The 25,831-nt window shown below is 71.2% G+C and carries 21 protein-coding genes; 16 read left to right on the top strand and 5 right to left on the bottom strand.

Features of this window, described 5'->3' with window-relative positions; genetic code table 11:
• Nucleotides 1-179 precede the first annotated feature (179 nt).
• A complete protein-coding gene (locus ABZ267_RS30275) occupies nucleotides 180-1,112 on the top strand; it encodes a class I SAM-dependent methyltransferase (protein WP_356753034.1) in 933 nt (310 codons plus the stop codon).
• A gap of 19 nt (nucleotides 1,113-1,131) precedes the next feature.
• On the opposite strand, the gene ABZ267_RS30270 is transcribed toward ABZ267_RS30275, so the two are convergent.
• From ABZ267_RS30270 to ABZ267_RS30255, 4 genes are all read right to left on the bottom strand, one after another.
• Nucleotides 1,132-1,602, bottom strand: a complete 471-nt coding sequence (locus ABZ267_RS30270; RefSeq protein WP_356753032.1) for an RICIN domain-containing protein — start codon at nucleotides 1,600-1,602, stop codon at nucleotides 1,132-1,134.
• Between the two features lie 90 nt (nucleotides 1,603-1,692).
• Complete coding sequence (locus ABZ267_RS30265) at nucleotides 1,693-2,529, bottom strand: aldo/keto reductase (protein ID WP_356753030.1); 837 nt, start codon at nucleotides 2,527-2,529, stop codon at nucleotides 1,693-1,695.
• A 99-nt stretch (nucleotides 2,530-2,628) separates the two neighbouring features.
• Entirely contained in the window at nucleotides 2,629-4,428 is a 1,800-nt protein-coding gene (locus ABZ267_RS30260; protein WP_356753028.1) for an AMP-dependent synthetase/ligase, read from the bottom strand.
• A 285-nt stretch (nucleotides 4,429-4,713) separates the two neighbouring features.
• Nucleotides 4,714-5,595, bottom strand: coding sequence for a LysR substrate-binding domain-containing protein (locus ABZ267_RS30255; protein WP_356753026.1), 882 nt, complete (start codon nucleotides 5,593-5,595; stop codon nucleotides 4,714-4,716).
• A gap of 148 nt (nucleotides 5,596-5,743) precedes the next feature.
• Here ABZ267_RS30255 and ABZ267_RS30250 point away from each other — a divergent pair, with 148 nt between their 5' ends.
• Nucleotides 5,744-6,790, top strand: a complete 1,047-nt coding sequence (locus tag ABZ267_RS30250; protein WP_356753024.1) for a bile acid:sodium symporter family protein — start codon at nucleotides 5,744-5,746, stop codon at nucleotides 6,788-6,790.
• Nucleotides 6,791-6,821: 31 nt separating this feature from the next.
• On the top strand, nucleotides 6,822-7,037 hold the full coding sequence (locus ABZ267_RS30245) for a DNA-binding protein (RefSeq protein ID WP_356753022.1): 216 nt from the start codon (nucleotides 6,822-6,824) through the stop codon (nucleotides 7,035-7,037).
• 73 nt (nucleotides 7,038-7,110) lie between these two features.
• Here the strand turns inward: ABZ267_RS30245 and fdhD are convergent, their stop codons facing one another.
• Nucleotides 7,111-7,953 (bottom strand): formate dehydrogenase accessory sulfurtransferase FdhD, encoded by an 843-nt coding sequence (gene fdhD, locus ABZ267_RS30240; RefSeq protein ID WP_356753020.1) that lies wholly within the window; start codon nucleotides 7,951-7,953, stop codon nucleotides 7,111-7,113.
• Between the two features lie 307 nt (nucleotides 7,954-8,260).
• Between fdhD and ABZ267_RS30235 the strand changes: the two genes are divergently transcribed.
• The 13 genes from ABZ267_RS30235 to ABZ267_RS30175 all read left to right on the top strand — a co-directional run bounded on the left by ABZ267_RS30235 (nucleotide 8,261) and on the right by ABZ267_RS30175 (nucleotide 25,827).
• Nucleotides 8,261-9,220 (top strand): beta-ketoacyl-ACP synthase III, encoded by a 960-nt coding sequence (locus ABZ267_RS30235; RefSeq protein ID WP_356753018.1) that lies wholly within the window; start codon nucleotides 8,261-8,263, stop codon nucleotides 9,218-9,220.
• A 158-nt stretch (nucleotides 9,221-9,378) separates the two neighbouring features.
• The gene (locus ABZ267_RS30230; RefSeq protein WP_109162706.1) at nucleotides 9,379-10,560 is read left to right on the top strand and encodes an ROK family transcriptional regulator; all 1,182 of its coding nucleotides are present in this window, start codon (nucleotides 9,379-9,381) and stop codon (nucleotides 10,558-10,560) included.
• Nucleotides 10,561-10,855: 295 nt separating this feature from the next.
• A complete protein-coding gene (locus tag ABZ267_RS30225; protein ID WP_356753016.1) occupies nucleotides 10,856-12,379 on the top strand; it encodes a sugar ABC transporter ATP-binding protein in 1,524 nt (507 codons plus the stop codon).
• Nucleotides 12,376-13,431, top strand: a complete 1,056-nt coding sequence (locus ABZ267_RS30220; protein ID WP_356753014.1) for an ABC transporter permease — start codon at nucleotides 12,376-12,378, stop codon at nucleotides 13,429-13,431. The genes ABZ267_RS30225 and ABZ267_RS30220 overlap by 4 nt, the downstream gene beginning before the upstream one ends.
• Before the next feature lie 62 nt (nucleotides 13,432-13,493).
• A complete protein-coding gene (locus ABZ267_RS30215; RefSeq protein ID WP_356753012.1) occupies nucleotides 13,494-14,531 on the top strand; it encodes a substrate-binding domain-containing protein in 1,038 nt (345 codons plus the stop codon).
• Nucleotides 14,532-14,698: 167 nt separating this feature from the next.
• Entirely contained in the window at nucleotides 14,699-15,856 is a 1,158-nt protein-coding gene (locus ABZ267_RS30210) for a Gfo/Idh/MocA family oxidoreductase (RefSeq protein WP_356753163.1), read from the top strand.
• A gap of 14 nt (nucleotides 15,857-15,870) precedes the next feature.
• Complete coding sequence (locus ABZ267_RS30205) at nucleotides 15,871-16,875, top strand: sugar phosphate isomerase/epimerase family protein (RefSeq protein ID WP_356753011.1); 1,005 nt, start codon at nucleotides 15,871-15,873, stop codon at nucleotides 16,873-16,875.
• 278 nt (nucleotides 16,876-17,153) lie between these two features.
• Nucleotides 17,154-20,873, top strand: coding sequence for a ThuA domain-containing protein (locus ABZ267_RS30200; protein WP_356753009.1), 3,720 nt, complete (start codon nucleotides 17,154-17,156; stop codon nucleotides 20,871-20,873).
• A 92-nt stretch (nucleotides 20,874-20,965) separates the two neighbouring features.
• Complete coding sequence (locus tag ABZ267_RS30195; protein ID WP_356753007.1) at nucleotides 20,966-22,138, top strand: inositol-3-phosphate synthase; 1,173 nt, start codon at nucleotides 20,966-20,968, stop codon at nucleotides 22,136-22,138.
• A gap of 158 nt (nucleotides 22,139-22,296) precedes the next feature.
• Nucleotides 22,297-23,415 (top strand): SCO3242 family prenyltransferase, encoded by a 1,119-nt coding sequence (locus tag ABZ267_RS30190; RefSeq protein ID WP_356753005.1) that lies wholly within the window; start codon nucleotides 22,297-22,299, stop codon nucleotides 23,413-23,415.
• Nucleotides 23,412-24,287: a sugar phosphate isomerase/epimerase family protein gene (locus ABZ267_RS30185; protein ID WP_356753003.1), complete on the top strand. Its 876-nt coding sequence runs from the start codon at nucleotides 23,412-23,414 to the stop codon at nucleotides 24,285-24,287. The genes ABZ267_RS30190 and ABZ267_RS30185 overlap by 4 nt, the downstream gene beginning before the upstream one ends.
• A complete protein-coding gene (locus ABZ267_RS30180; protein WP_356753001.1) occupies nucleotides 24,281-24,979 on the top strand; it encodes an EboA domain-containing protein in 699 nt (232 codons plus the stop codon). Before ABZ267_RS30185 ends, ABZ267_RS30180 begins: the two co-directional genes overlap by 7 nt.
• On the top strand, nucleotides 24,979-25,827 hold the full coding sequence (locus tag ABZ267_RS30175; RefSeq protein ID WP_128844916.1) for a TatD family hydrolase: 849 nt from the start codon (nucleotides 24,979-24,981) through the stop codon (nucleotides 25,825-25,827). The genes ABZ267_RS30180 and ABZ267_RS30175 overlap by 1 nt, the downstream gene beginning before the upstream one ends.
• The last annotated feature ends 4 nt before the right edge of the window (nucleotides 25,828-25,831 follow it).

The raw sequence follows: 25,831 nt of genomic DNA, 5'->3' as shown, positions 1-25,831 counted from the left end.
TATGCCGGTCACTCTTGTGTTCGGGCAATGTTTTCGCACGGTACCTCCGGCGTACGGCGCGGCGGAGGCTTTCGCTCCAGTTCAGCCGTGCCGGGCGCCTCCCGTGGCCCGCCGCTCGGAGACTTGCCGGAGCGGCAACAGAACTTGCCCGGACGGCGGCCTCCGGTGAGGGTGGCGTCATGAGCAGCCACCACGCCGGACACGGCCACCCCGACACCCACCGCCACGCGCACCCGCACGCTCATGGGCCGGGCGCCGCGGGCGCCGGTACGGAGTTCGACTGGGACGTGATGGGCCCGATGCTGGAGCAGGAGGCCGAGCTCAACAGCGGCACCTACGAGGAGGCGGCCCGCTGGATCGCCGCGCTGCCGACCGCGCCGACGGTACGCCGGGTGCTGGACATCGGCAGCGGTCCCGGGGTCGTCACCTGTCTGCTGGCCGAGGTCTTTCCCGACGCCGAGGTCGTCGCCGTGGACCCCACGCCCGCTCTGCTGGAGCGGACGGCCGAGCGCGCCCGGCGCCTCGGCGTGAGCGACCAGGTCCGGACGGTGGAGGCGGAACTCCCGCGGGACGCCGGCCGGCTGGACGAGGCCGACCTCATCTGGGCCGGCAACTCGCTGCACCACATGGGCGACCAGCGCGCCGCCCTCGCCGGTTTCGCCGGACTCCTGCGTCCCGGCGGGACCGTGGCGCTCCTGGAAGGCGGCCTGCCCACCCGGCGGCTGCCCCGGGACCTCGGCATCGGGCGGCCCGGTCTGGAGGCCCGGATGGACGCGGCCTTCGCCGTCCGGTTCGACCGGATGCGGGCCGAACTGCCGGACGCCAAGCGGGAGGCCGAGGACTGGAGCGCGCTGATCGCGGCGGTCGGGCTGATGCCGCAGGGCACGCGCAGCTTCCTGCTCGACCTGCCGGCCCCGCTCTCCGCGCCCGCCCGCGCACACGTGATCACCAAGCTGACCCGGGAGCACGAGGTCCTCGGCGAACTGCTCGACGCCGAGGACCGCGCCGTACTGGAACGGCTGCTGGACCCCGAGGACCCGGCAAGCCTCCACCACCGGCCCGACGTCTATCTGCTCACCGCCCGCACGGTCCACCTCGGCCGCCGCGACTGACCTCCTGGAGGAGGCGCGGTCAGGACGGCACCGGCTCCAGCTGCCACCACTGGAACGGGGAGTCGGTGTCCTCCCACTGCTGGACCGTCCCGCCCTCCTCCGTCGAACGGTCGGCGACCTCCATGACGAGCCCGCTGATGAAGCTCACCAGCGTCACCGTGCCCGGCGCCTCCAGGTGCTGCTCGATCAGCCACTCCTGGGCGCCGAAGTTGTTGGCCTTCCACTGCTGGATGCGGACACCGTTCTCCGTGTCGGCGTTCGCGACGTCCAGCCGCTTCCCGCTGTGCGCGTTGACCAGGTGGTACAGGGCCGCGCCCTCGTGCACCGGGGCCAGCTGCCACCGCTGGGCCGCCGTCCCGTCGTCCTTGCCCTGCTGGACCCGGGCACCGCTGCCCTTGGCCGCGCCGTACACCTCCAGCACCAGGCCGCTGCCGACATTGCGCAGACGGTACGTGCCCGCCTCGACGACCGGCGCCGGATCGCTGCTCATCGTGCTCTCTCCCCCGAAAACGTTGGGCTGTTGACCGACCGACGGCGCCCCCACCGCCGTGACGGTGAGGGCGCCGGAAGAACCCGGCGCTCAGGCGCCGAGGTTGAACTCCGCCGGGTCCGGGCCGAGCCGCTTGCCCTCGTCCAGCGCCGCGAAGGCGGCGAGGTCGTCGGCGTCCAGCTCGAAGTCGAACACGTCGAAGTTCTCCTCGATCCGCGACGGGGTCACGGACTTCGGGATCACGATGTTGCCGGTCTGCAGATGCCAGCGCAGGACGGCCTGAGCAGGCGTACGGCCGTGCTTCTGGGCGATGGCCACGACCGTCGGCACCTCCAGCAGGCCCTTGCCCTGGCCCAGCGGCGACCAGGCCTCGGTGGCGATCCCGTGCTCGGTGTGGAAGGCGCGGGCCCCGGCCTGCTGGAGCTGCGGGTGCAGCTCGATCTGGTTGAGGACGGGGACCACGGAGGTCTCGGCCAGCAGCCGCTTCAGGTGCTCGGGGTGGAAGTTCGACACGCCGATGGCCTTGGCGCGGCCGTCGGCGTAGATCTTCTCGAACGCCCGGTAGGTGTCGGTGTACGCGTCCTTGGCCGGGACCGGCCAGTGGATCAGATACAGGTCCACGTGGTCCAGGCCGAGCTTGCCGAGCGAGGCGTCGAAGGCGCGCAGCGTGCTGTCGTAACCCTGCTCGCTGTTCCACAGCTTCGTGGTGACGAAGAGCTCGTCACGGGCGACTCCGGAGGCGGCGATGGCCTGGCCGGTGCCCTTCTCGTTCTCGTAGATCGCGGCGGTGTCGATGGACCGGTACCCGGACTCGATGGCCTTCGCGACCGCCTTCGCCGCCTCGTCGTCCGGCACCTGCCAGACACCGAAACCGAGCTGCGGCATTTCGAGGCCGTTGTTGAGGGTGATGGAGGGGACCTGGCTCACGAGCGGTCGATCCTTACGTCGTCGGTTGATACTCCGCCACGACAACGAGCGGGCCGGCCCAGGCATTCCCGCTCCATGATCCAGAATTCGTCCGAGCGGTCAGTGGTAGAGGGCGTCGACCTCGACCGCGTACGCCGTCTCGATCGCCTTGCGCTTCAGCTTCAGCGAGGGCGTGAGCAGCCCGTGCTCCTCGGTGAACGGATGGGCCAGTATCCGGAACGTACGGATCGACTCGGCCTGCGAGACCGCCGTGTTGGCGGCCACCACCGCCCGGCGGACCTCCATCTCCAGGTCCGGATCGCGCACCAGCTCGGCCGGTGCGAGCGGTGTGCGGCCCTGCATGATGAGCCAGTGGTCGACGGACTCCTGGTCGACGGTGACCAGGGCCGCGATGTACGGACGGTCATTGCCGACCACGATGCACTGCGCGACCAGCGGATGGGCCCGGACCCGCTCCTCCAGGCCGCCCGGCGACACGCTCTTGCCGCCGGAGGTCACCAGGATCTCCTTCTTCCGCCCGGTGATCGTGAGGTAGCCGTCCTCGTCCAGCGAGCCCAGGTCTCCGGTGGCCAGCCAGCCGTCCTCCAGCGCGGTCCGGGTCGCGGCCGGATTGTTCAGGTAGCCGGAGAAGACGTTCGGGCCGTGCAGCCACACCTCGCCGTCGTCCGCGATGTGCACCGACGTGCCAGGGATGGGCTGCCCGACCGTGCCGTACCGGGTGCGCTCGGGCGGGTTGGCGGTGGCCGCCGCGGTCGACTCGGTCAGCCCGTATCCCTCGAAGACGGCCACTCCGGCGCCCGCGAAGAACAGGCCGAGCCGCCGGTTCATCCCGGAACCGCCCGACATGGCGTGCCGCACCCGCCCGCCCATCGCGTCGCGGACCTTCTTGTAGACGACCTTGTCGAAGAACTGGTGCTGCACCCGCAGCCCGGCGGACGGCCCCGGACCGAGGCCGAACGCCTTCTGCTCCAGCGCCTCCGCGTACTTCACCGCGATGTCCACGGCCTTGTCGAACGGCCCGGCCCGGCCCTCCGCCTCGGCCTTGCGCCGGGCGCCGTTGAACACCTTCTCGAAGATGTGCGGCACCGCCAGGATGAAGGTGGGCCGAAACGACGTCAGGTCCGGCATCAGCGCGTTCGCCGACAGCTCCGGCTGGTGGCCGAGTTTGACCCGTCCTCGTACCGCCGCGATCTCCACCATCCGGCCGAAGACGTGCGCCAGCGGCAGGAAGAGGAGCGTGGCCGCCTCGTCGCCGGGCCTGGAGTGGAACACCGGCTCCCAGCGGGCGACCATCGTGTCGCTCTCGAACATGAAGCTCGCATGCGTGATCACGCACCCCTTGGGCCGGCCCGTCGTGCCCGAGGTGTAGATCACCGTCGCCACGGACTCGGGCGTCACGGCCCGCCGGTGACGGTGCACCACCTCGTCGTCGACCGCCGCGCCCGCGCCGACCAGCTCGTCCACCGCACCGGCGTCCAACTGCCAGAGCCGCTTGAGGTGGGGCAGCCGGTCGATCACCGAGCCGACGGTCATCGCGTGGTCCTCGTGCTCCACCAGCACCGCCACCACCTCGGCGTCGTGCAGCATCCAGAGGACCTGCTCGGCGGAGGAGGTCGGATAGACCGGCACCGACTGCGCGCCCACCGACCAGAGCGCGAAGTCGAAGAGCGTCCACTCGTACCGTGTACGGGACATGAGAGCGACCCGGTCGCCGAACCGGACGCCGTGCGCGATCAGCCCTCTGGCCAGCGCCAGCACCTCGTCGCGGAACGCCTCCGAGGTCACGTCCCGCCACTGCCCGCCCGCGTCCTTGCGGCCGAGCGCGACCCGCTGCGGATCGGTCTCCGCGTAGTCGAAGACGGCATCGGCCAGACCGCCGACTTGAGGCGGCGCGGCCATGGGTGGGACCGTGAATTCACGCAATGACCTGCTCCTCGTGGCGCTCCGCACAGCGCCGCGACGCTACCCCAACCCGGGGGCCCGGCGGGAGGGTCCGAACCCCGGGTAAAACGTGGCATTCGCAGAGGTCAACCGTCGAAATCCGGCCAGATGGGCCAGGCTCGGGCGCACTTCTGCCGGAGGCGTAAGCGGCTCGCGGGCAAATCTCCACCGAATCCGACCGAGGTGATCACTCCCGGTCTCTGACGGTACGAGAGGTTATGCGCCGCTACCGGCCGCTGCGGGTCATCCTCCGCGGCCCCGGTGCAGCCGGTCCCCGCCCGCCAGGATCGCCGCCGCCAGCGCGTCCGCCGCCTCCCGCACCGCGCCTCGCCGCTCTCCGTGCAGCAGGACGAAGTCGACGCCGCCCGGTTCCGGCAGCCCGGCCCTGGCCGGAACCGGTACGAGCCCCGGCGGGATCAGCCTCCGCGAGTGCACCATCACGCCGAGACCCGCCCGCGCCGCCGCGACCAGGGCGCTCAGGCTCGTACTCGTACAGGCGATCCGCCAGGCCCGCCCGTCCTCCTCCAGCACCTCCAGCGCGCGGGCCCGGGTGATGCCCGGCGGCGGGAAGACGATGAGCGGCACCGGGCGTTCCGGGTCGATCCGCAGCCGCGGCGCGCCGATCCAGTCCAGCGCGTCCTGCCACACCAGCTCGCCGTGCGTGTCGCCCGTCCTCCGCTTGGCCAGCACCAGATCCAGCCGACCCGCCTCCAGCTGCCGGTGCAGGGTCCCGGAGAGCTCCACGGTGAGTTCCAGTTCGACCTCCGGATGGTCGCGGCGGAAGGCCTCCAGGATCTCCGGCAGCCGGGTCAGCACGAAGTCCTCGGAGGCCCCGAAGCGGAGCCGGCCGCGCAGCCGGGTCCCGGCGAAGAACGCCGCGGCCCGCTCGTGCGCCGCGAGGATCGTCCGGGCGAAGCCGAGCATCGCCTTGCCGTCCTCGGTCAGGTCGACCCGGTGGGTGTCCCGGGCGAACAGCTGCCGCCCGGCCGCCTCCTCCAGCCGCCGGACGTGCTGGCTGACGGTGGACTGCCGGAGCCCGAGGCGGCGGGCGGCCTGGGTGAAGCTCAGGGTCTGGGCGACGGCGAGGAAGGTACGGAGCTGGGCGGGGTCGTAGGAGGTGTCCACGCTCACCACGCTAGCCGCTCCTATCGCGTTACGTGATGACAGTCAGAGCGGTATGAGGGATTCCTGATCGCCGGGCGCCGGGCAGGATGGTGGGGCGTGACCGGAAGCCCGAAACGAGCCGACGAGCCCAGAGAAGCCACAGGAGCACATGAGCCGCCGCCGCACCCCCTCCCTGTCGTCCTGGCTGCCGGTCGACGCGTACATCCTGGCGCTGCTCGGCACCGTCGTCCTCGCCGCGCTGCTGCCCGCACGTGGCACGGCCGCCGACGTGGCGGGCGGCGCCTCCACCGGTGCGGTGGCCCTGCTCTTCTTCCTGTACGGGGCCCGGCTCTCCACCGCCGAGGCGCTCGACGGGCTGATCCACTGGCGGCTCCACCTCACCGTCCTGGCCTGCACGTTTCTCGTCTTCCCGCTGCTGGGTCTGGCGAGCAAGGGGCTGGTGCCGTTCGTCCTGACGCCGGAGCTCCAGGCGGGCTTCCTCTTCCTGTGTCTGGTGCCGTCGACGATCCAGTCCTCGATCGCGTTCACCTCGATCGCTCGCGGCAACGTGCCCGCCGCGATCTGCGCCGGCTCGTTCTCCAGCCTCACCGGGATCTTCCTCACGCCGCTGCTCGCCGCGCTGCTGCTCGGCTCCGCCGGTGGCGGGTTCTCGGCGGACTCGCTGCTGAAGATCGTGCTCCAGCTGCTCGTACCGTTCCTCGCCGGACAGCTCCTGCGCCGCTGGGTCGGAGGTTTCCTGACCCGGCACAAGAAGGTGCTCGGCCTTCTGGACCGTGGCTCGATCCTGCTGGTCGTCTACACCGCGTTCAGCGAGGGCATGGTCGCCGGTGTCTGGAGCCAGGTCACTCCGGCCCGGCTCGCCGCGCTGCTCGCCGCCGAGGCGGTCCTGCTGGCCGTGATGCTCGCGCTGACCTGGTACGGAGCACGGAGGCTCGGCTTCGACCGGCAGGACCGGATCGCCATCCAGTTCGCCGGTTCGAAGAAGAGCCTGGCGGCCGGGCTGCCGATGGCGAGCGTGCTGTTCGGGGCGCACGCGAGCCTGGCCGTGCTGCCGCTGATGCTCTTCCACCAGATGCAGCTGATGGTCTGCGCGGTCATCGCCAAGCGCCGCTCGCGGGACCCGGAGCCGGTGCGGGACCCGGCCGGGACCGATGCCGGGCCGTTGTCACACCCGGCGGCTACGGTGACGTCATAGCCGCCGACCGCCGCCGACACGGAGGACCACGATGGCCGACCGGCCCGCCGAACCCGAGGACGACTTCCCGCACGGCGCCGGCAACCCGGCCCGCAGCGCTCTGCGGCACGCGGGCTACAGCCGGCTCGCGCAGCTCACCGAGGTGACGGCGGCGGAGGTGCTGGCACTGCACGGCGTCGGCCCGAAGGCGATCGGAGTGCTGCGCGAGGCGCTGGCGGCCGAAGGCCGGTCGTTCGCCGGGGAGTGAGCCGCGGGACGGCCCCGGCGAGCGCGATCCCGTTCAGGCTCGCCCGCTCCGACGTCCCGGCAAGCCCCGCGCGTCAGTGAACCTCAGCCTCCAGCGCGATCCGGTGCTCACCCGCGTACACATTCATCGAAGGCCCGCGCAGGAACCCCACCAGGGTCAGCCCGCTCTCCGCCGCCAGGTCGACCGCCAGCGAGGACGGCGCCGAGACCGACGCGAGCACCGGGATCCCGGCCATCACCGCCTTCTGCGCCAGCTCGAACGAGGCCCGCCCCGAGACCAGCAGCACCGCCCGCGACAACGGCAGCCGCCCGTCCGTCAGCGCCCGGCCCACCAGCTTGTCCACCGCGTTGTGCCGGCCCACGTCCTCCCGTACGTCCCAAAGCTCGCCGTCCTCGGAGAAGAGCGCCGCCGCGTGCAGCCCGCCGGTCCGGTCGAACACCTTCTGCGCGGCCCGCAGCCGGTCCGGAAGGGCGGCGAGCAGCTCCGGCGTGACGCGGACCGGGGGAGTGTCGGCGACGGGGTGGCGGGTGGTGGTGCGTACGGCGTCCAGGCTGGCCTTGCCGCACAGGCCGCACGAGGAGGTGGTGTAGACGTTCCGCTCCAGCGTGATGTCGGGCACCGCGACACCGGGCGCGAGCTTCACGTCCACCACGTTGTACGTGTTCACACCGTCGGCCGTCGCACCGGCGCAGTAGACGATGGACTGCACCTCCTCGCCCTCGGCGATCACGCCTTCGCTGACCAGGAACCCGGCGGCCAGCGCGAAGTCGTCGCCGGGTGTGCGCATCGTGATGGCCAGCGGCTTCCCGTTCAGCCGGATCTCCAGCGGCTCCTCCGCGACGAGTGTGTCGGCGCGGGAGGAGACCGCACCGTCCCGGATGCGGAGAGTGCGGCGGCGCTCGGTGACCCGTCCCATGTGGCTGAACCCGATTCTGTCGGTGTGCGGAGCTTCCGGCCGTGGGTCGGGCCGGAGCCTGGCCCTGTCATTGTCCTGCACACGCGCTCCCGCACACGCGGTACGCCGTCACACACGGTAAACCGTCCGCCGCCTCGGACCGCCCTCCGCCGGCCACCCGAACGTACGGTCGGGGTGAGCATGCAGGTGAGGCTGTTGTCAATGCTCCAACGTGTGGGCCGGTTTCCTGTGGGATCACGTGCCCTCGTACCGGACGGTAGCCACCAAGACTGGATGTTTCCTGCCCTACGTAACGATGGGAACCCGTATGACCGGCTCACGTGTCGTGGCGCTCGGCCACTATCAGCCCGCCAAGGTGCTCACCAACGACGATCTGGCGGCCATGGTCGACACGAGCGACGAGTGGATCACGAGCCGGGTCGGCATCAAGACCCGGCACGTGGGCGGCCCTGACGAGCCGGTCGACGAGCTGGCCGCGCACGCCGGTGCCAAGGCGCTGGCCGCCGCCGGTCTCCAGCCCTCCGACATCGATCTGGTCCTGGTGGCCACCTCCACCGCGATCGACCGCTCGCCGAGCATGGCGGCCCGGGTCGCGGCGCGGCTCGGCATGGGTTCGCCGGCCGTGATGGACATCAACGTGGTCTGCTCGGGCTTCACCCACGCCTTGGCCGTCGCCGACCACACGATCCGGGCCGGCGCGGCGACCCGGGCGCTGGTCATCGGCGCCGACAAGATGGCCGACATCGCCGACTGGACCGACCGCACCACCTGCGTCCTGCTCGGCGACGGCGCGGGCGCCGCCGTCGTCACCGCCGACCCGTCCGCCCCGGACACGCCGGACGGTCCCGGGATCGGGCCGGTGCTGTGGGGATCGGTGCCGGAGATGGGCAACGCCGTACGGATCGAGGGGACGCCGCCGCGCTTCGCGCAGGAGGGCCAGTCCGTCTACCGCTGGGCCACCACCCAGCTGCCGCCGATCGCCCGCAAGGTCTGCGAGAAGGCCGGTATCGCTCCGGAGGACCTGGCCGCCGTCGTCCTGCACCAGGCCAACCTGCGGATCATCGAGCCGGTCGCCCGGAAGATCGGCGCGGTCAACGCGATCATCGCGCGGGACGTGGTCGACTCCGGCAACACCTCCGCCGCCTCCATCCCGATGGCCCTCTCCAAGCTGGTGGAGCGCGGCGAGGTCGCCTCCGGAGCGCCCGTCCTGCTCTTCGGGTTCGGCGGAAACCTCTCGTACGCCGGACAGGTCATCCGCTGCCCCTGAGCGCTTTCGAGCCTTCCCGTCGAGGCTTTGTCCTGAGTGTGGAGAAAGTTGGGGCCGATTCCTGCGCAACTTCTTCCCACTCCGGGAAAGCGCTGCTACGTTCCCCTCGAAAGCCCGACGGACTGGCCGGATGTGGCGGGGAGGGACGCGTGAGACGTATGACGGCACGACCCGCGAACGCGCATCAGGCGCGGCTGCTCCGGCTGCTGCGCGACGGGGGTCCCAACTCCCGTGCGCAGCTGGGTGATCAGGTCGATCTCTCGCGCTCCAAGCTCGCCGTCGAGGTGGACCGGCTGCTGGAGACCGGCCTGGTCGTGGCCGACGGGCTCGCCGCATCCCGTGGCGGGCGCCGGTCGCACAACATCCGGCTCGCTCCCGAACTGCGGTTCCTCGGCGTCGACATCGGCGCCACCTCCATCGATGTGGCCGTCACCAACGCGGAGTTGGAGGTCCTGGGTCACCTCAACCAGCCGATGGACGTGCGCGAGGGCCCGGTCGCGGTCTTCGAGCAGGTCCTGGCGATGGCGGCCAAGCTCCGGGCCTCCGGCCTCGCCGAAGGCTTCGACGGCGCGGGCATCGGGGTTCCCGGACCCGTCCGCTTTCCCGAAGGTGTGCCGGTCGCGCCGCCGATCATGCCCGGTTGGGACGGGTTCCCGGTCCGTGAGGCGCTCAGTCAGGATCTGGGCTGCCCGGTCATGGTCGACAACGACGTGAACCTCATGGCGATGGGGGAGCAGCACGCGGGCGTCGCCCGCTCCGTGGGCGACTTCCTGTGCGTCAAGATCGGTACGGGTATCGGCTGCGGGATCGTCGTCGGCGGTGAGGTCTACCGCGGTACGACGGGCAGCGCCGGCGACATCGGGCACATCCAGGTGGAGCCGGACGGCCGGGCCTGCGCCTGCGGCAACAAGGGCTGCCTGGAAGCCCACTTCAGCGGTGCCGCCCTGGCCCGTGACGCGGAGGACGCCGCCCGTGAGGGCCGCTCACCCGAGCTCGCGGTCCGGCTGGAGGCGGCCGGACGTCTCACCGCCGCCGATGTGGCCGCCGCGGCGGCGGCCGGCGACGCGGCGGCGCTCGACCTGATCCGCGAAGGCGGCAACCGGGTCGGGCAGGTCATCGCCGGTCTCGTCAGCTTCTTCAATCCCGGTCTGGTGGTGATCGGCGGCGGGGTCACCGGCCTCGGTCACAACCTCCTCGCCAGTGTCCGCACCCAGGTCTACCGGCAGTCCCTGCCGCTGGCCACCGGCAACCTCCCTATCGTGCTGGGCGAGTTGGGCCCCACCGCCGGAGTGATCGGCGCGGCCCGCCTCATCAGCGACCACCTCTTCTCACCGGCCTGACCACAAGGCCGGTGAGCAGCGCCCCGCGCCGCCGCCGACCCCGTACGCACCACCGCTCGCCGACCGTTCCGTACGCACCACCGCTTCCCGTTCCGTACGCACGACCTCTCCCGTTCCGTACGCACCACCGCACTGGTCACAGGTACTCCTCACGTACCTCCCGCGTCAGCAGCAGCTCGTGATGCCGCCGGCTCCACGGCACCTCCAGCCCTGCGCCCTGCCCGCTCACCGGCCCTCCCCGCACGCCCGGCACCAAGCAAGGGCAGGGGACCCCATTCGCCGAGGGGATCTCGTCATGGCACCAGAACCACCCCTGCTCACCATGTCCGGCATCACCAAGTCCTTCCCCGGCGTACGCGCCCTGGACGGCGTCGACCTGGAGGTCCAGGCAGGCGAGGTCCACTGCCTCCTCGGCCAGAACGGCGCGGGCAAGTCCACCCTCATCAAGGTGCTCGCCGGGGCCCACCAGCCCGACGACGGCGAGATCACCTGGCGCGGCGAAGCCGTACGCCTCAAGTCCCCGATCGCCGCGATGCGCCTCGGAATTGCCACCATCTACCAGGAACTCGACCTGGTGGAAGGGCTGTCGGTCGCCGAGAACGTCTTCCTCGGCCACGAACCGACCAGCGCGGGCTTCATCGTCCGTACCGGAGAAGGCCGTCTCGCCGCGAAGGCGCTGCTGGCCCGCCTCGGCCACCCGGAGATCGACCCGGCCCGGCCGGTCGGCTCGCTCTCCGCCGCCCAGCAGCAGATCGTCTCCATGGCGCGGGCGCTCTCCCACGACGTCCGGCTCATCGTGATGGACGAGCCCTCCGCCGCGCTCGACCCCGACGAGGTCGACAACCTCTTCCGGATCGTCGACAGCCTGACCGCCGACGGGGTCGCCGTCGTCTACATCTCGCACCGGCTGGAGGAGATCCGCCGCATCGGCGACCGGGTCACCGTGCTGAAGGACGGCCGGGCGGTCGCGGTCGGCCTTCCCGCCGCCGACACGCCGACACGCGACATCGTTGCCATGATGACCGGCCGCGATGTCGAGTACGTCTTCCCGCCGCGCCCGGACGAGGCCTCCGAGAATTCAGCCGAACCTGTCCTGAGGGTCCAAGGCCTGTCCCGCAAAGGCGAGTTCGCTCCTGTCGACCTCGAACTGCGGCCCGGCGAGATCGTCGGCCTCGCCGGTCTCGTCGGCTCCGGCCGCTCCGAGATCCTGGAGACGATCTACGGCGCCCGCAAGGCGAGCACCGGGACCGTCACCGTAGGCGGCAAGCAGCTCAGGCCGGGCAGCGTCCGCGCCGCCGTCGCCGCCGGGATCGGTCTCGCTCCCGAGGAGCGCAAGGCCCAGGCCCTGCTGATGACCGAGTCCGTGACCCGTAACGTCTCCGTCTCCTCGCTCTCCCGGTTCGCCCGGGTCGGCTGGATCGACCGGGGCGGCGAGCGGCGGTCCGCGCAGAAGGCCACCCGCGAGCTGTCCCTGCGGCCGGACAACCCGGACACACCGATCCGCACTCTCTCCGGCGGCAACCAGCAGAAGGCCGTCCTCGCCCGCTGGCTGCTGCGCGGCTGCCGGGTCCTGCTGCTCGACGAACCCACCCGCGGCGTCGACGTCGGCGCCCGCGCCGAGCTCTACGCCGTGATCCGCCGGCTGGCCGACGAAGGCCTCGCCGTCCTGCTCGTCTCCAGCGAAGTGCCCGAAGTCCTGGGCCTCGCCGACCGGGTGCTGGTGCTCCGGGAGGGACAGGTCGTCCACACGGCCCCCGCCCAGGAGCTCGACGAGCACCGCGTACTCGACCTCGTGATGGAAGGGAGCCCGACGCCATGACACAGCCCGCCCCGTCGGCGCAGCACAACGGGCCGGACAAGGGGACCCTCGCCGGTCCCGCCGACACGCCGCCCTCGAAGACAGGCGGCGGCGGCCGGCCCGGACTCGGACTGCGGCTCGACGTCCGGATCCTGTCCCTGCTCGGTGTCCTCGCCGCACTCGTCCTGGTCGGCGGCATCACCGAACCGGACGCGTTCCTGGACACCGGGAACCTCCAGCTGATCCTGACGCAGGCCTCCGTCATCGGAGTCGTCACCGTCGGCATGACCTTCGTCATCACCAGCGGCGGCATCGACCTCTCCGTCGGCGCGATGGTCGCCCTCGCCTCCGTCTGGGCCACCACTCTGGCCACCCAGGAGTACGGCTTCGCGGGCATCGCGTTCACCGCCGTGGTCGTCGGCCTCGTCGCCGGACTGGTGAACGGCGTGCTCATCGCGTACGGCGGGATGGTCCCGTTCATCGCGACGCTCGCCATGCTCGCCTCGGCGCGCGGCCTCGCCCTCATGATCACCGACGGCAAGACGCAGATCGTCACGGTCGACTCGGTCCTCAGCCTCGGCCTGCCGGACTCCTACTTCCTCGGCATCCCGCCGCTGGTCATGATGTTCGCCGCCGTCACCGTCATCGGCTGGCTGATCCTCAACCGCACCACCTTCGGCCGCCGCACGGTCGCCGTCGGTGGCAACGCGGAGGCGGCCCGGCTCGCCGGGATCGACGTCCGCCGCCAGCGCCTCTACCTCTACCTGCTCTCCGGGCTCTGCTGCGGCATCGCCGCCTTCATGCTGATCGTGCTCTCCGGCTCCGGCCAGAACACCAACGGCAACCTGTACGAACTCGACGCCATCGCCGCCGCGATCATCGGCGGCACCCTGCTCAGCGGCGGCCGCGGCACCATCGTCGGCTCCGTCCTCGGTGTCCTGATCTTCACCACCATCACCAACATCTTCGCGCTCAACAACCTGCAGAGCGACGTCCAGCAGATCGCCAAGGGCGCCATCATCGTCGCCGCCGTCCTCGTCCAGCGCCGCACCCTGCGCGGCGGCGAGACGTGACCAACCGCCTTACCGAGAGCCGCACTTCGTACGTCACCCACCGGATGAAGGGTTCCACCGCCATGCCAGAGACCAGCCGCAGAGGGCTGCTGTTCGGAGCCACCGCCCTCTCCGCGGGCGCGCTCCTCACCGCCTGCACCAGCAACGAACCGAAGAACGCGGAGCCGGCCGGAAACAGCCAGCCCGCCGCCGACGACAAGCCCGGCAAGCCCGTCACCATCGGCTTCGCCGGACCGCAGGCCGACCACGGCTGGCTCAACGCCATCAACGTGAACGCCAAGTCGCGCGCGGAGAAGTACTCCGAGGTGACGCTGGAGATCACCGAGGGCTCCAACGACACCGCCGCCCAGATCGGCCAGGTCAAGACCCTCATCAACAAGAAGGTCGATGTCCTCGTCATCCTTCCCGCCGACGGCAAGGCGCTCACCCAGGTCGGCCTGGAGGCGATGAAGGCCGGCATCCCGGTCGTCAACCTGGACCGCATCTTCGCCTCTCCGCAGGCCTACCGCTGCTGGGTCGGCGGCGACAACTACGGCATGGGCCTCAACGCCGGCCACTACATCGGCGAACAGCTCAAGGGCAAGGCCGACGCCAAGGTCGTCGAACTCGCCGGCATCGACAACCTGGAGCTGACCAAGCAGCGCAGCCAGGGCTTCGCCGACGCGCTCAAGAACTACTCCAACATCAAGCTGGTGGCCCGTCAGGCCGCCGACTTCACCGTCGAGTCGGGCCAGGCGAAGATGGCCCAGCTCCTCCAGGCGCAGAAGCAGTTCGACGCACTCTGGAACCACGACGACGACCAGGGCGTCGGCGCGCTCCGCGCCATCCAGCAGGCGGGCCGCGACGAGTTCGTCATGGTCGGCGGCGCCGGCGCCAAGTCCGCGATGGACGCCATCAAGGCCGACAACTCGGTCATCAAGGCGACCGTCCTCTATCCGCCGACGATGGCCGCCTCCGCGATCGACCTGGCGCGCGCGCTCGGCCAGAGCAAGGGCATCAGCGGCCTCTCCGAGATGGAGATCCCGACCTCGCTGACCCTGTACTCCGCGGTCGTCACCAAGGACAACATCGACCAGTACCTGCCGACGGGCTTCAACTGACCGGGACTCCGGGGGACGCGGCGAGCGCGTCCCCCGGCCCGTTACCGCACACCGACGAGGAGGAAGCCCGCATGGCCCGTAGTCAAGAGCAGGACACGGAACCGCAGACCGCGACCGTGACCGCGACACCGCCCCCGCACCAGGCGCGAGGAACGCTCGGGGTCGGCATGGTCGGATACGCGTTCATGGGCGCCGCCCACTCCCAGGGGTGGCGCACCGCCGGACACGTCTTCGACCTGCCGGTGCGGCCCGCTCTCGCCGCGATCTGCGGACGCGACCGTGCGGCGGTCGACGCCGCCGCCGCACGGCACGGCTGGGCCGCCGCCGAGACCGACTGGCGGGCGCTGATCGCCCGGGACGACGTGCAGCTCATCGACATCTGCACGCCCGGCGACAGCCATGCGGAGATCGCCATCGCCGCGCTGGAGGCGGGCAAACACGTGCTGTGCGAGAAGCCGCTCGCCAACACGGTCGCGGAGGCGGAGGCGATGGTCCGTGCCGCCGAAGCCGCGGCGGCCCGAGGACAGGTGGCGATGGTGGGCTTCAACTACCGCAAGGTGCCCGCCATCACCTACGCCCGGCAGCTCATCGCGGACGGCCGCCTCGGCACCCTGCGCCACGTACGCGCCAGCTACCTCCAGGACTGGCTGGTCGACCCGGCCTCGCCGCTCACCTGGCGCCTCAAGCGCGAACACGCCGGCTCGGGCGCGCTGGGCGACCTGGGAGCGCACATCGTGGACCTCGCGCAGTACCTGGCCGACGAGCTGCTGACCGGTGTGTCCGCCGTCGCCGAAACCTTCGTACGGGAGCGGCCCCTGCTCTCCGGCGCCTCGGCCGGGCTCTCCGGCGGCGCCGACGCGGTGGAGCGAGGCGAGGTGACCGTGGACGACGCGGCGATCTTCACCGGCCGCCTCGCCTCCGGCGCGCTCGCCTCCTTCGAGGCGACCCGGATGGCGGCGGGCCGCAAGAACGCGCTGCGGCTGGAGATCAACGGAGAGCTGGGCTCGCTCGCCTTCGACCTGGAGCGGCTCAACGAGCTCTCCTTCCACGACCACACCGAGCCCGCCGCCACCGCCGGCTTCCGCCGCATCCTGGTCACCGAGCCCGAGCACCCGTACCTGGAGGCCTGGTGGCCGCCGGGCCACGGTCTCGGCTACGAGCACACCTTCGTCCACCAGGCCCGTGACGTGATCCGCACGATCACCGAAGGCCTCCCGCCCAGGCCCTCGTTCGCGGACGGCCTCCAGGTGCAGCGGGTGCTCGCCGCCGTCGAGGAGAGCGCCGCCAAGAACTCCGTACTCACCCCGGTCCCGTCCTCGTCCTAGGAGGTAGCCCGCACATGCCCCGCCCCTTCACCCTGTTCACCGGCCAGTGGGCCGACCTCCCCCTGGAGGAGGTCTGCAGGCATGCCCGGGACTTCGGCTACGACGGTCTCGAACTCGCCTGCTGGGGAGACCACTTCGAGGTCGACAAGGCGCTCGCCGACCCCGGCTACCTGGACAGCAGGCACCAACTGCTCGACAAATACGGGCTCAAGTGCTTCGCGATCTCCAACCACTTGGTGGGCCAGGCCGTCTGCGACCACCCGATCGACGAACGCCACCAGGGCATCCTGCCCGCCCGCATCTGGGGCGACGGCGAGGCCGAAGGCGTACGGCAGCGGGCCGCCGCCGAGATCGCGGACACCGCACGGGCGGCCGCCGCCTTCGGCGTGGACACGGTCATCGGCTTCACCGGCTCCTCGATCTGGCACCTGGTCGCGATGTTCCCGCCGGTCCCGCCGCACATGATCGAGCGCGGCTACGAGGACTTCGCCGAGCGCTGGAACCCGATCCTGGACGTCTTCGACGCCGAGGGCGTGCGCTTCGCCCACGAGGTGCACCCGAGCGAGATCGCGTACGACTACTGGACCACCAAGCGCGCGCTCGAAGCGGTCGACCACCGGCCCGCGTTCGGACTGAACTTCGACCCGAGCCACTTCGTCTGGCAGGACCTCGACCCGGTGGGCTTCCTCTACGACTTCCGGGACCGGATCTACCACGTGGACTGCAAGGAGGCCCGCAAACGCCTCGACGGCCGCAACGGCCGCCTCGGCTCGCACCTGCCGTGGGGCGACCCGCGGCGCGGCTGGGACTTCGTCTCCGCCGGTCACGGTGATGTGCCGTGGGAGGACGTGTTCCGGATGCTCCGGTCCATCGGCTACGAGGGCCCGGTCTCGGTGGAGTGGGAGGACGCGGGCATGGACCGGCTGACCGGCGCTCCGGAAGCGCTTGCCAGCCTCAAGCGGTTCGACTTCGAGCCTCCGTCGGCCTCCTTCGACGCGGCCTTCGGCGGCGGCGAGTAGGACCTGCGGCCGAGCGGTCCCGGGTGCTCCCTGCGGTGCCCGGGGCTGCCTCGCCCTGCCCGGAATCTTCTTTGTCCTGACGGAAGCAGAAGTTCGATCCAACCCTTGCACAAGGGCTTTCCGTCACGGACGAACAGGTCTACCGTCCACCACGTGTACACGACATGACTCGCGTCACCGGGGCCGCTCCCGTCTCCGGTGACCCACGCGCGGCAGTCCCCGCGCGGCACGGCACGGCTACACCCGCCCGTACAACCGGCACTCTCCGGAGGACCTACGTGCACCGAACCAGAAAGCGGCTCCTGGCCCGGACCCGCGTCCGTAAAACGCTCGCGCTGTTCACCGGCGGCCTCCTCGCCGCCGCCACCCTGACCCTCGGCTCCGCCCCAGGCGCCACCGCCCACCCCGGTCATCCGGGCCACGAGGAGCCCGTGGCGGAGGACTTCCAGCAGGTCACTCTCGCCAAGGGCGCGGAGGAGACCGGCGAGCCGATGTCGCTCGCCGTCCTTCCGGACCGCAGCGTGCTGCACACCTCGCGCGGCGGCGAGCTGCGGATCACCGACAGCGCCGGCAACACCCGCGTCTCCGGCACCCTTCCCGTGTACACGCACGACGAGGAAGGCCTCCAAGGCGTCGGCGTCGACCCGGACTTCGCCGAGAACCGGGCCATCTACCTCTTCTACGCACCGCCGTTGGACACACCGGCGGGCGACGCACCCGAGACCGGAACCGCCGCCGACTTCGAGAGGTTCGAGGGCGTCAACCGGCTCTCGCGCTTCGTGCTCAACGAAGACGGCACGCTCGACACCGCCAGTGAGAAGAAGGTCCTGGACGTCCCGACCTCGCGCGGCATCTGCTGCCACGTCGGCGGTGACATCGACTTCGACAAGGACGGCAACCTCTACCTCTCCACCGGCGACGACACCAACCCGTTCGCCTCCGACGGCTACACGCCGATCGACGAACGCGCCGACCGCAACCCGGCGTTCGACGCCCAGCGGACCTCCGGCAACACCAACGACCTCCGCGGCAAGATCCTGCGCATCAAGGTCGCCGAGGACGGCTCGTACACCGTCCCCGAAGGCAACCTCTTCGAGCCCGGCACCGACAAGACGCGCCCCGAGATCTACGCGATGGGCTTCCGCAACCCGTTCCGCTTCTCCGTCGACCAGGCCACCGGCATCGTGTACGTCGGTGACTACGGCCCCGACGCCGGTGCGGCCGACCCGAAGCGCGGGCCGTCCGGCAAGGTGGAGTTCGCGCGGGTGACGAAGGCCGGCAACTTCGGCTGGCCGTACTGCGTCGGCGAGAACGAGCCGTACGTCGACTACGACTTCGCCACCAAGACCTCCGGCGCCGCCTTCGACTGCGCCAACCTGAAGAACGAGTCGCCGCACAACACCGGCCTGGTCGACCTGCCGCCGACCGAGGCCGCCTGGATCCCGTACGACGGCGGCTCGCTGCCCGAGTTCGGCACCGGCTCCGAGTCCCCGATGGGCGGACCGGTCTACCGCTACGACGCGGACCTCGACTCGCCGGTCAAGTTCCCGGAGGCTTACGACGGCGACTTCTTCGCCGGTGAGTTCGGCCGCCGGTGGATCAAGCGCATCGAGCAGGACGCCGACGGCGCCGTCCAGTCCATCAACGACGTGCCGTGGTCAGGTACGCAGATCATGGACATGGCCTTCGGCCCGGACGGGGCGCTCTACGTCCTGGACTACGGCCTCGCCTGGTTCGGCGGCGACGAGAACTCCGCTCTCTACCGCATCGAGAACGCCACCGGAGGCCGCTCACCGATCGCGGAAGCCTCGGCGGACAAGACCTCCGGCACCGCACCGCTGAAGGTGAAGTTCTCCTCGGCCGGTACGGCGGACGGCGACGGCGACCCGCTCACGTACGCCTGGGACTTCGGTGACGGCGGAACCTCGACGGCCGCCAACCCGACGTACACGTACAAGAAGAACGGTACGTACGTCGCGACGCTCACCGCCGAGGACCCGACCGGCCGCACCGGCTCGGCCAGCGTCCACGTGACCGTCGGCAACACCGCTCCGACCGTGGAGCTGGTGCTCCCCGAGGACGGCCAGCTCTTCGAGTTCGGTGACTCCGTGCCGTTCAAGGTGAACGTCAGCGACCCGGAGGACGGCGCCATCGACTGCACGAAGGTCGAGGTCAAGTTCACGTTGGGCCACGACAGTCACGGCCACGACATCACCACCGAGCACGGCTGCGAAGGCACCATCAAGACCGCCATGGAAGGCGGCCACGACCCCAACGCCAATATCTACGGCGGCATTTCAGCCTCCTACACCGACAACGGCGGTGGCGGCCAGGCCAAGCTGACCGGCAAGGACACCTCGCGCCTCCAGCCCAGGCACCGCCAGGCCGAGCACTTCGACGACTCCTCCGGCGTCACCACGCCGAGCAAGTCCAGCGCGCACGGCGGAAAGACCGTCGGTGACATCCACAACGACGACTGGATCTCCTTCAAGACCTACGTCCTCGGTGGCACCACCAAGCTCACCGCCCGTATCTCGTCAGCCGGTTCGGGCGGCTTCCTCGAAGTGCGCACCGGATCACCCACCGGCAAGATCCTCGGCTCCGGCCCGGTCCCGGTGACCGGCAGCTGGGACACCTTCCAGGACATCGACATCCCGCTGCGCGGAGCGCCCAAGAGGCAGACCGAACTCTTCCTCGTCTTCAAGGGCGGCGACGGCGCGCTCTACGACATCGACGACTTCGAACTGTCCGACAGCCCGGTCGACAAGACCGCCAAGCGCGTCCTCGTCTTCTCCAAGACCGCCGGCTTCCGCCACGACTCCATCCCGGCCGGCATCGCCGCGCTGAAGGAGATCGGCAAGGACACCAACATCACGGTCGACTCCACCGAGTCCGCCGCCCAGTTCACCACCAGCAACCTCGCCCGCTACGACGCCGTCGCCTTCCTCTCCACCACCGGTGACGTCCTCAACGCCGAACAGCAGAAGGTCTTCGAGAACTACGTGGCCACCGGCGGCGGTTACGTCGGCATCCACGCGGCCGCCGACACCGAGTACGACTGGGAGTTCTACGGCGGCCTCGTCGGCGCCTACTTCGACTCGCACCCGCAGATCCAGCCCGCCACCGTCCGCGTCGAGGACCACGACCATCCGGCCACCGCGCACCTGGACGAGGAGTGGGAGCGCACCGACGAGTGGTACAACTACGGCACCAACCCCCGTGACAACGCAAAGGTGTTGGCCACTCTTGACGAGACCACCTACACCGGCGGCAACATGAAGGGTGACCACCCGATCTCCTGGTGCCAGACCTACCAGGGCGGCCGCTCCTTCTACACCGGCCTCGGCCACACCAAGGAGTCCTACGCCGAGACCGCCTTCCGCCAGCACCTGTCGGGCGGTCTGCGCTACGCCACCGGCCAGGTCAAGGCCGACTGCAAGCCGAACAAGGACTACCGGCCCATCTTCAACGGCAAGACGCTGGAAGGCTGGAAGCAGGCCGGTCCGGGCACGTTCTCCGTCGGTGACGGCGCTCTGCACTCCGAGGGCGGCATGGGCCTGCTCACCTACCAGGCCAAGGAGCTGAAGGCGTACTCGCTCAAGCTCGACTGGAAGATGACCGGCGACGACAACTCCGGTGTCTTCGTAGGCTTCCCGGAGTCGCAGGACCCGTGGTCGGCCGTGAACAACGGCTACGAGATCCAGATCGACGCCACCGACGCCGCCGACCGCACCACCGGTGCCGTCTACGGCTTCAAGTCGGCGAACATCAAGGCCCGTGACCGCGTCCTGCGGCCGCCGGGCCAGTGGAACAGCTACGAGATCAAGGTTCAGGGCGAACGTCTGCAGCTCTTCCTCAACGGAGCGAAGATCAACGACTTCACCAACACGGACCCGGCCCGCAGCCTGAAGGACGGCTACATCGGCCTCCAGAACCACGGAGCCGACGACCAGGTGTCCTTCCGCAACATCCAGCTGAAGGAGCTGCCCTCGACGTAGGGCGGCCACCTCTGCCGACGGCGGGCGGGGAAGGCACCGACCCCTTCCCCGCCCGCCGTCCTCCACCTCTTCATCCCCCAGGGAGGCAGCCCGTGACCGCACATGCCGAACGTGAAGGCCGTGACGAGAGTGCACGCCGTGGAGCCGACGGCCCAGGCCGCCGTACCGGCGTCTGGTTCATCGGAGCGCGCGGCTCCGTCGCCACCACCGCCACGGCGGGATGCGCGGCGATAGCGGCGGGTCTCCACCCGCCGACCGGCATGGTCACCGAGACGCCTCCGTTCGCCGACAGCGGCCTGCCGCCCTTGACCTCGCTGGTCTTCGGCGGCCACGACACCCTGGACTGCCCGCTCGCCAAACGGGCCGAGGCACTGGCCGAAGGCGGCGTCCTGCCGTACCGCCTCCCGACCGCCGTACGCGGCGAACTCGACGCCGCCGACGCTGAGATACGTCCCGGCGGACCGCTTCCCGGCGACACCCGCACCGACCAGGAGCTCATTGCCGCGTTCGCCGCCGACCTCACCGACTTCGCCCACCGCAACGAGCTGGCCCGCACGGTCGTCATCAACGTCTCCTCCACCGAACCGGCCCCCGGCCCCGACGACCCGCGCCTTCCCGCCAGCTCCCTCTACGCGGCCGCCGCTCTCCGCGCCGGCTGCTCCTACGCCAACTTCACCCCTTCGACCGGCCTGCGTGCTCCGGCCCTGGCCGACACCGTCGCCGACAGCGGACTTCCCCACGCCGGACGCGACGGCAAGACCGGCCAGACGCTGCTCCGCTCGGTGCTCGCCCCGATGTTCCTCCAGCGCGCCCTGCCCGTACGGGCCTGGTCCGGGTCGAACCTGCTGGGCGGCGGGGACGGGGCGGCGCTGGCCGACCCGGCAGCGGCGGCCGCGAAGAACGCGGGCAAGGAACGCGTCCTGGCCGACACGTTCGGCACCGCTCCCGAAGGCGAGGTCCACATCGACGACGTACCGGCGATGGGGGACTGGAAGACGGCCTGGGACCACATCGCCTTCGACGGCTTCCTCGGCTCCCGCATGGTTTTGCAGACCATCTGGCAGGGCTGCGACTCGGCCCTCGCGGCCCCGCTCGTCCTGGACCTGGCCCGGCTGCTGGCCCGCTCGCACGAGCTGGGACTGAGCGGCCCGCGGCCGGAGCTGGGCTTCTACTTCAAGGACCCGGACGGCGGCACCTCGGCCGCGCTCGCCGAGCAGTACGCCTCGCTGCTGGCCTTCGCCGAGCGGCTGCGGGGCCAGGCATGAGGTGGCGGCTGCGGGCCCTGTCGGCGCTCGGTGCGGGCCTGCGAGCACCAGCCACGGCCCCGGGTCGCGCCTCCGAAGACGGCCTGTCCGGTACGGGTGGGACTGCGCCCGCACCGGACAGGCACCGCCCGTCCCCCGGTCGCGGGAGAGGGGACACGGTGCGGGCCTGGACCGAACTGTTCCGGGTCTCCGCGCTGTTCTCCGTGCCGGGTGACGCACTGGCCGGGGCCGCGGCGGTGGGCCGCAGCCCCGGCCGGGGCACGGCGCTGGCGATCGGCGCCTCGCTCTGCCTGTACGAGGCGGGGATGGCGCTCAACGACTGGGCGGACCGCGAGGAGGACGCGGTGGACCGCCCGCACCGGCCGATCCCGTCGGGCCGCGTCAGCCCAGCGGCGGCCCTGGGCGCGGCCGGCCTCCTGACGGCGGCGGGCCTGGCCCTCGCGGCGCGGGCCGGCCGCCCGGCGCTGGCGGTGGCGACGGGCCTGGCGGCGACGGTCTGGGCCTACGACCTGCACCTGAAGCACACGAAGGCGGGCCCGGCGGCGATGGCTGCGGCGCGGTCTCTGGATGTGTTGCTGGGCGCGACGGCGTCCGTGGGGGCGGGGGAGGGGCCGGGCACGGCAGCGGCTGCCGGTACGGTGCCGGGCCCGGGGCGCCGCGCCACGCCTGCGGCGCGGACCGGGGTCGCACCGCGCACCGGTCTCGACAACGTTGCCCGAGCGGCTCGTCCTGCGCGCGGCCCCTTGGCCGGTGTCCCCGCAGCCCTGGTCCTCGGGGCGCACACGTACGGCGTCACCGCCGTGTCCCGCCACGAGGCGCAGGGCGGGTCCACCGCCGTACCGCTGGCGGTCCTGGCCACGACGACGGCGCTGGGCGCGGCGGTGCTCACGGCGGACCGACCAGCTCGGACCAGGTCGCCGGGGCCCGGCACAGGCGGCCCTGGCGTGACCGTGGCGGGGCCCGCCGCGAGCGGCCTCGGCGCGTGGAGTCCGGGAGAGCACCGAGCGATCGACAGCCACCACGCTCCCGCCCTCACCTCCCTCCTCCTCACCGCCGTCACCGGCGCCTACCTCCGCACCGCCGGCCCACCTCTCCTGCACGCCGCACTCAACCCGTCGCCGCCCCTGACCCAACGGGCGGTCGGCGGCGGGATCCGGGCCATGATCCCGCTCCAGGCGGCGCTCGCCACCCGCGCCGGAGCACCCGGCTCCGGTCTCGCCGTCATGGCACTCGTCCCCCTGGCCCGCGCCCTCGCCCGGAAGGTGAGCCCCACATGACCCTCCACCTCGGTTACGGCACCAACGGGCTCACCGACCTCCGTCTCGACGACGCGCTCGGGCTCCTCGCCGACCTCGGCTACGACGGCGTCGGGCTGACGCTCGACCACATGCACCTGGACCCCTTGGCTCCGGACCTCGCCGAACGCACCCGTGAGGTCGCCCGCCGGCTCACCTCCCTCGGGCTCCGGGTCACCGTCGAGACCGGCGCCCGCTATGTCCTGGACCCGCGCCGTAAGCACGGCCCGTCCCTCCTCGACCCGGATCCCGACGCCCGTGCCGCGCGCACCGCGCTGCTCGTCCGTGCCGTGGACGTGGCCGGCGAGCTCGGCGCGCACGCCGTCCACTGCTTCAGCGGCATCACCCCGCCGGACACATCCACGGACACCGCCTGGAAGCGCCTGACCGAGGCGATCACGCCCGTACTCGACGCCGCCGACCGCTCGGGCATCCCGCTCGCCATCGAGCCCGAACCCGGTCACCTCCTCGCTACCCTCGCCGACTTCCACCACCTCCGCGCCCTCCTCGGAGACCCGCCGCTCCTCGGCCTCACGCTCGACATCGGCCACTGCCAGTGCCTGGAGGAGGCCTCACCTGTGCAGTGCGTCGTCGACTCCGCGCCCTGGCTCCGGCACGTCCAGATCGAGGACATGCGGCGCGGCGTCCACGAGCACCTGCCGTTCGGCGACGGCGAGATCGACTTCCCGCCCGTGCTCGCCGCCCTGGACGCCACCGGCTACCAGGGCCTCACCGTCGTCGAACTGCCACGCCACTCCCACGCGGGCCCCGAACTCGCCCGCACCTCCATCGCCTTCCTGCGCGACGCCATGACCAAGGGCGCGATCAACAAGAAGGGCGGCGCACCGTGCTGAAGTCCCGCAAGGAACTCGACGCCGAACTCGACACCACCGCCCGCGCCTGGCTCGACGCGGCCCTGGCCGAGGCAGCGCACGACGCCGCAGCCCGTGCCGAGACCACCCGTACCGAGACCGCACCGGCCGGGCCCGCCCGCGAGCCCGCACAAGCCGGCGGCACCGGCACCTCCCCGTACGCCTCGCCACCCTGGGAACTCCGCTACGCCACCGCCGGCCGCCACTGCGGACCGGCCCACGCCGACTCCGTACGCTTCCTCCTGCTCATCGCGGCCCGCGCCCCGCTCTCCTCCGTCACCCGGCTCTACGAACAGGGCACCGCCGCCGAACGCCACGCCGTCCTCCTCACCCTGCACCGCCTCGATCTCGACGCCACCGCTCTCCCGCTAGTCGAGGACGCCCTGCGCACCAACGACACCCGGCTGGTGGCCGCCGCCGTCGGCCCGTACGCCGCGGCGCACCTCGATCCGCACGCCTGGCGCCACGCCGTGCTGAAGTGCCTCTTCACCGGCGTACCGCTGGACGCCGTCGACCGGCTCGGTGAGCGGGCCCGAGGAGACGCCGAACTCGCCCGTATGCTCCGCGACTTCGCCGCCGAGCGGACCGCCGCCGGCCGTGACGTCCCGGCCGACCTGCGCACCGCTCTCACGCTCGCCGAGACCAGCCCTGCCGCCCCCACGGAGGAGTCCTGATGCGCATCTTCGACCCCCACATCCACATGACGTCCCGGACCACGGACGACTATCAGGCGATGTACGACGCGGGCGTCCGCGCCCTTGTCGAACCCTCCTTCTGGCTCGGCCAGCCGCGCACCTCGCCCGCCAGCTTCTTCGACTACTTCGACGCGCTCCTCGGCTGGGAGCCCTTCCGCGCCTCCCAATACGGCATCGCGCACCACTGCACGCTCGCCCTCAACCCCAAAGAGGCCAACGACCCTCGCTGCACCCCCGTCCTGGACGCCCTGCCGCGCTATCTGGTCAAGGACTCCGTCGTCGCCGTCGGTGAGATCGGCTACGACTCCATGACCCCGGCCGAGGACCACGCGCTGGCCGCTCAGCTCCAGCTCGCCGCCGACCACGGGCTCCCGGCCCTCGTCCACACCCCGCACCGCGACAAGCTCGCCGGTCTCCACCGCACCATCGACGTCATCCGCGAATCGCACCTCCCCCCGGAGCACGTCCTGCTCGACCACCTCAATGAGACAACCGTAAAGGCCGCCACTGACAGCGGATGCTGGGCCGGGTTCTCCATCTATCCGGACACCAAGATGGACGAGGACCGCATGGTCACGATCCTCCGGAACCACGGCACCGAGAAGATCCTCGTCAACTCGGCCGCCGACTGGGGCAAGAGCGATCCGCTCAAGACCCGCAAGGTCGCCGACGCCATGCTGAAGGCCGGGTTCACCGAGGACGACGTCGACCAGGTCCTGTGGCGCAACCCCGTCGCGTTCTACGGCCAGAGCGGCCGGCTCCACCTGGACACCCCCGCCCCCGACGCACTCCACGAGGGAAACTCCATCCTGCGCGGCGGGGAGTGAAGCC

It is taken from the genome of Streptomyces sp. NPDC006174, assembly GCF_040614075.1.
Lineage (GTDB): Bacteria > Actinomycetota > Actinomycetes > Streptomycetales > Streptomycetaceae > Streptomyces.
This window is presented reverse-complemented; position numbering and strand designations above follow the sequence as displayed.

Excerpts from the sequence above, each read along its gene's own strand:
- ABZ267_RS30275 (WP_356753034.1), top strand. The coding sequence starts at position 180 with ATGAGCAGCCACCACGCCGGACACGGCCACCCCGACACCCACCGCCAC.
- ABZ267_RS30215 (WP_356753012.1), top strand. The coding sequence starts at position 13,494 with ATGCCAGAGACCAGCCGCAGAGGGCTGCTGTTCGGAGCCACCGCCCTC.
- ABZ267_RS30230 (WP_109162706.1), top strand. The coding sequence starts at position 9,379 with ATGACGGCACGACCCGCGAACGCGCATCAGGCGCGGCTGCTCCGGCTG.
- ABZ267_RS30250 (WP_356753024.1), top strand. The coding sequence starts at position 5,744 with ATGAGCCGCCGCCGCACCCCCTCCCTGTCGTCCTGGCTGCCGGTCGAC.
- fdhD (WP_356753020.1), bottom strand. The coding sequence starts at position 7,953 with ATGGGACGGGTCACCGAGCGCCGCCGCACTCTCCGCATCCGGGACGGT.
- ABZ267_RS30185 (WP_356753003.1), top strand. The coding sequence starts at position 23,412 with ATGACCCTCCACCTCGGTTACGGCACCAACGGGCTCACCGACCTCCGT.
- ABZ267_RS30235 (WP_356753018.1), top strand. The coding sequence starts at position 8,261 with ATGACCGGCTCACGTGTCGTGGCGCTCGGCCACTATCAGCCCGCCAAG.
- ABZ267_RS30220 (WP_356753014.1), top strand. The coding sequence starts at position 12,376 with ATGACACAGCCCGCCCCGTCGGCGCAGCACAACGGGCCGGACAAGGGG.
- ABZ267_RS30245 (WP_356753022.1), top strand. The coding sequence starts at position 6,822 with ATGGCCGACCGGCCCGCCGAACCCGAGGACGACTTCCCGCACGGCGCC.
- ABZ267_RS30205 (WP_356753011.1), top strand. The coding sequence starts at position 15,871 with ATGCCCCGCCCCTTCACCCTGTTCACCGGCCAGTGGGCCGACCTCCCC.
- ABZ267_RS30210 (WP_356753163.1), top strand. The coding sequence starts at position 14,699 with ATGGTCGGATACGCGTTCATGGGCGCCGCCCACTCCCAGGGGTGGCGC.
- ABZ267_RS30175 (WP_128844916.1), top strand. The coding sequence starts at position 24,979 with ATGCGCATCTTCGACCCCCACATCCACATGACGTCCCGGACCACGGAC.
- ABZ267_RS30260 (WP_356753028.1), bottom strand. The coding sequence starts at position 4,428 with ATGGCCGCGCCGCCTCAAGTCGGCGGTCTGGCCGATGCCGTCTTCGAC.
- ABZ267_RS30270 (WP_356753032.1), bottom strand. The coding sequence starts at position 1,602 with ATGAGCAGCGATCCGGCGCCGGTCGTCGAGGCGGGCACGTACCGTCTG.
- ABZ267_RS30225 (WP_356753016.1), top strand. The coding sequence starts at position 10,856 with ATGGCACCAGAACCACCCCTGCTCACCATGTCCGGCATCACCAAGTCC.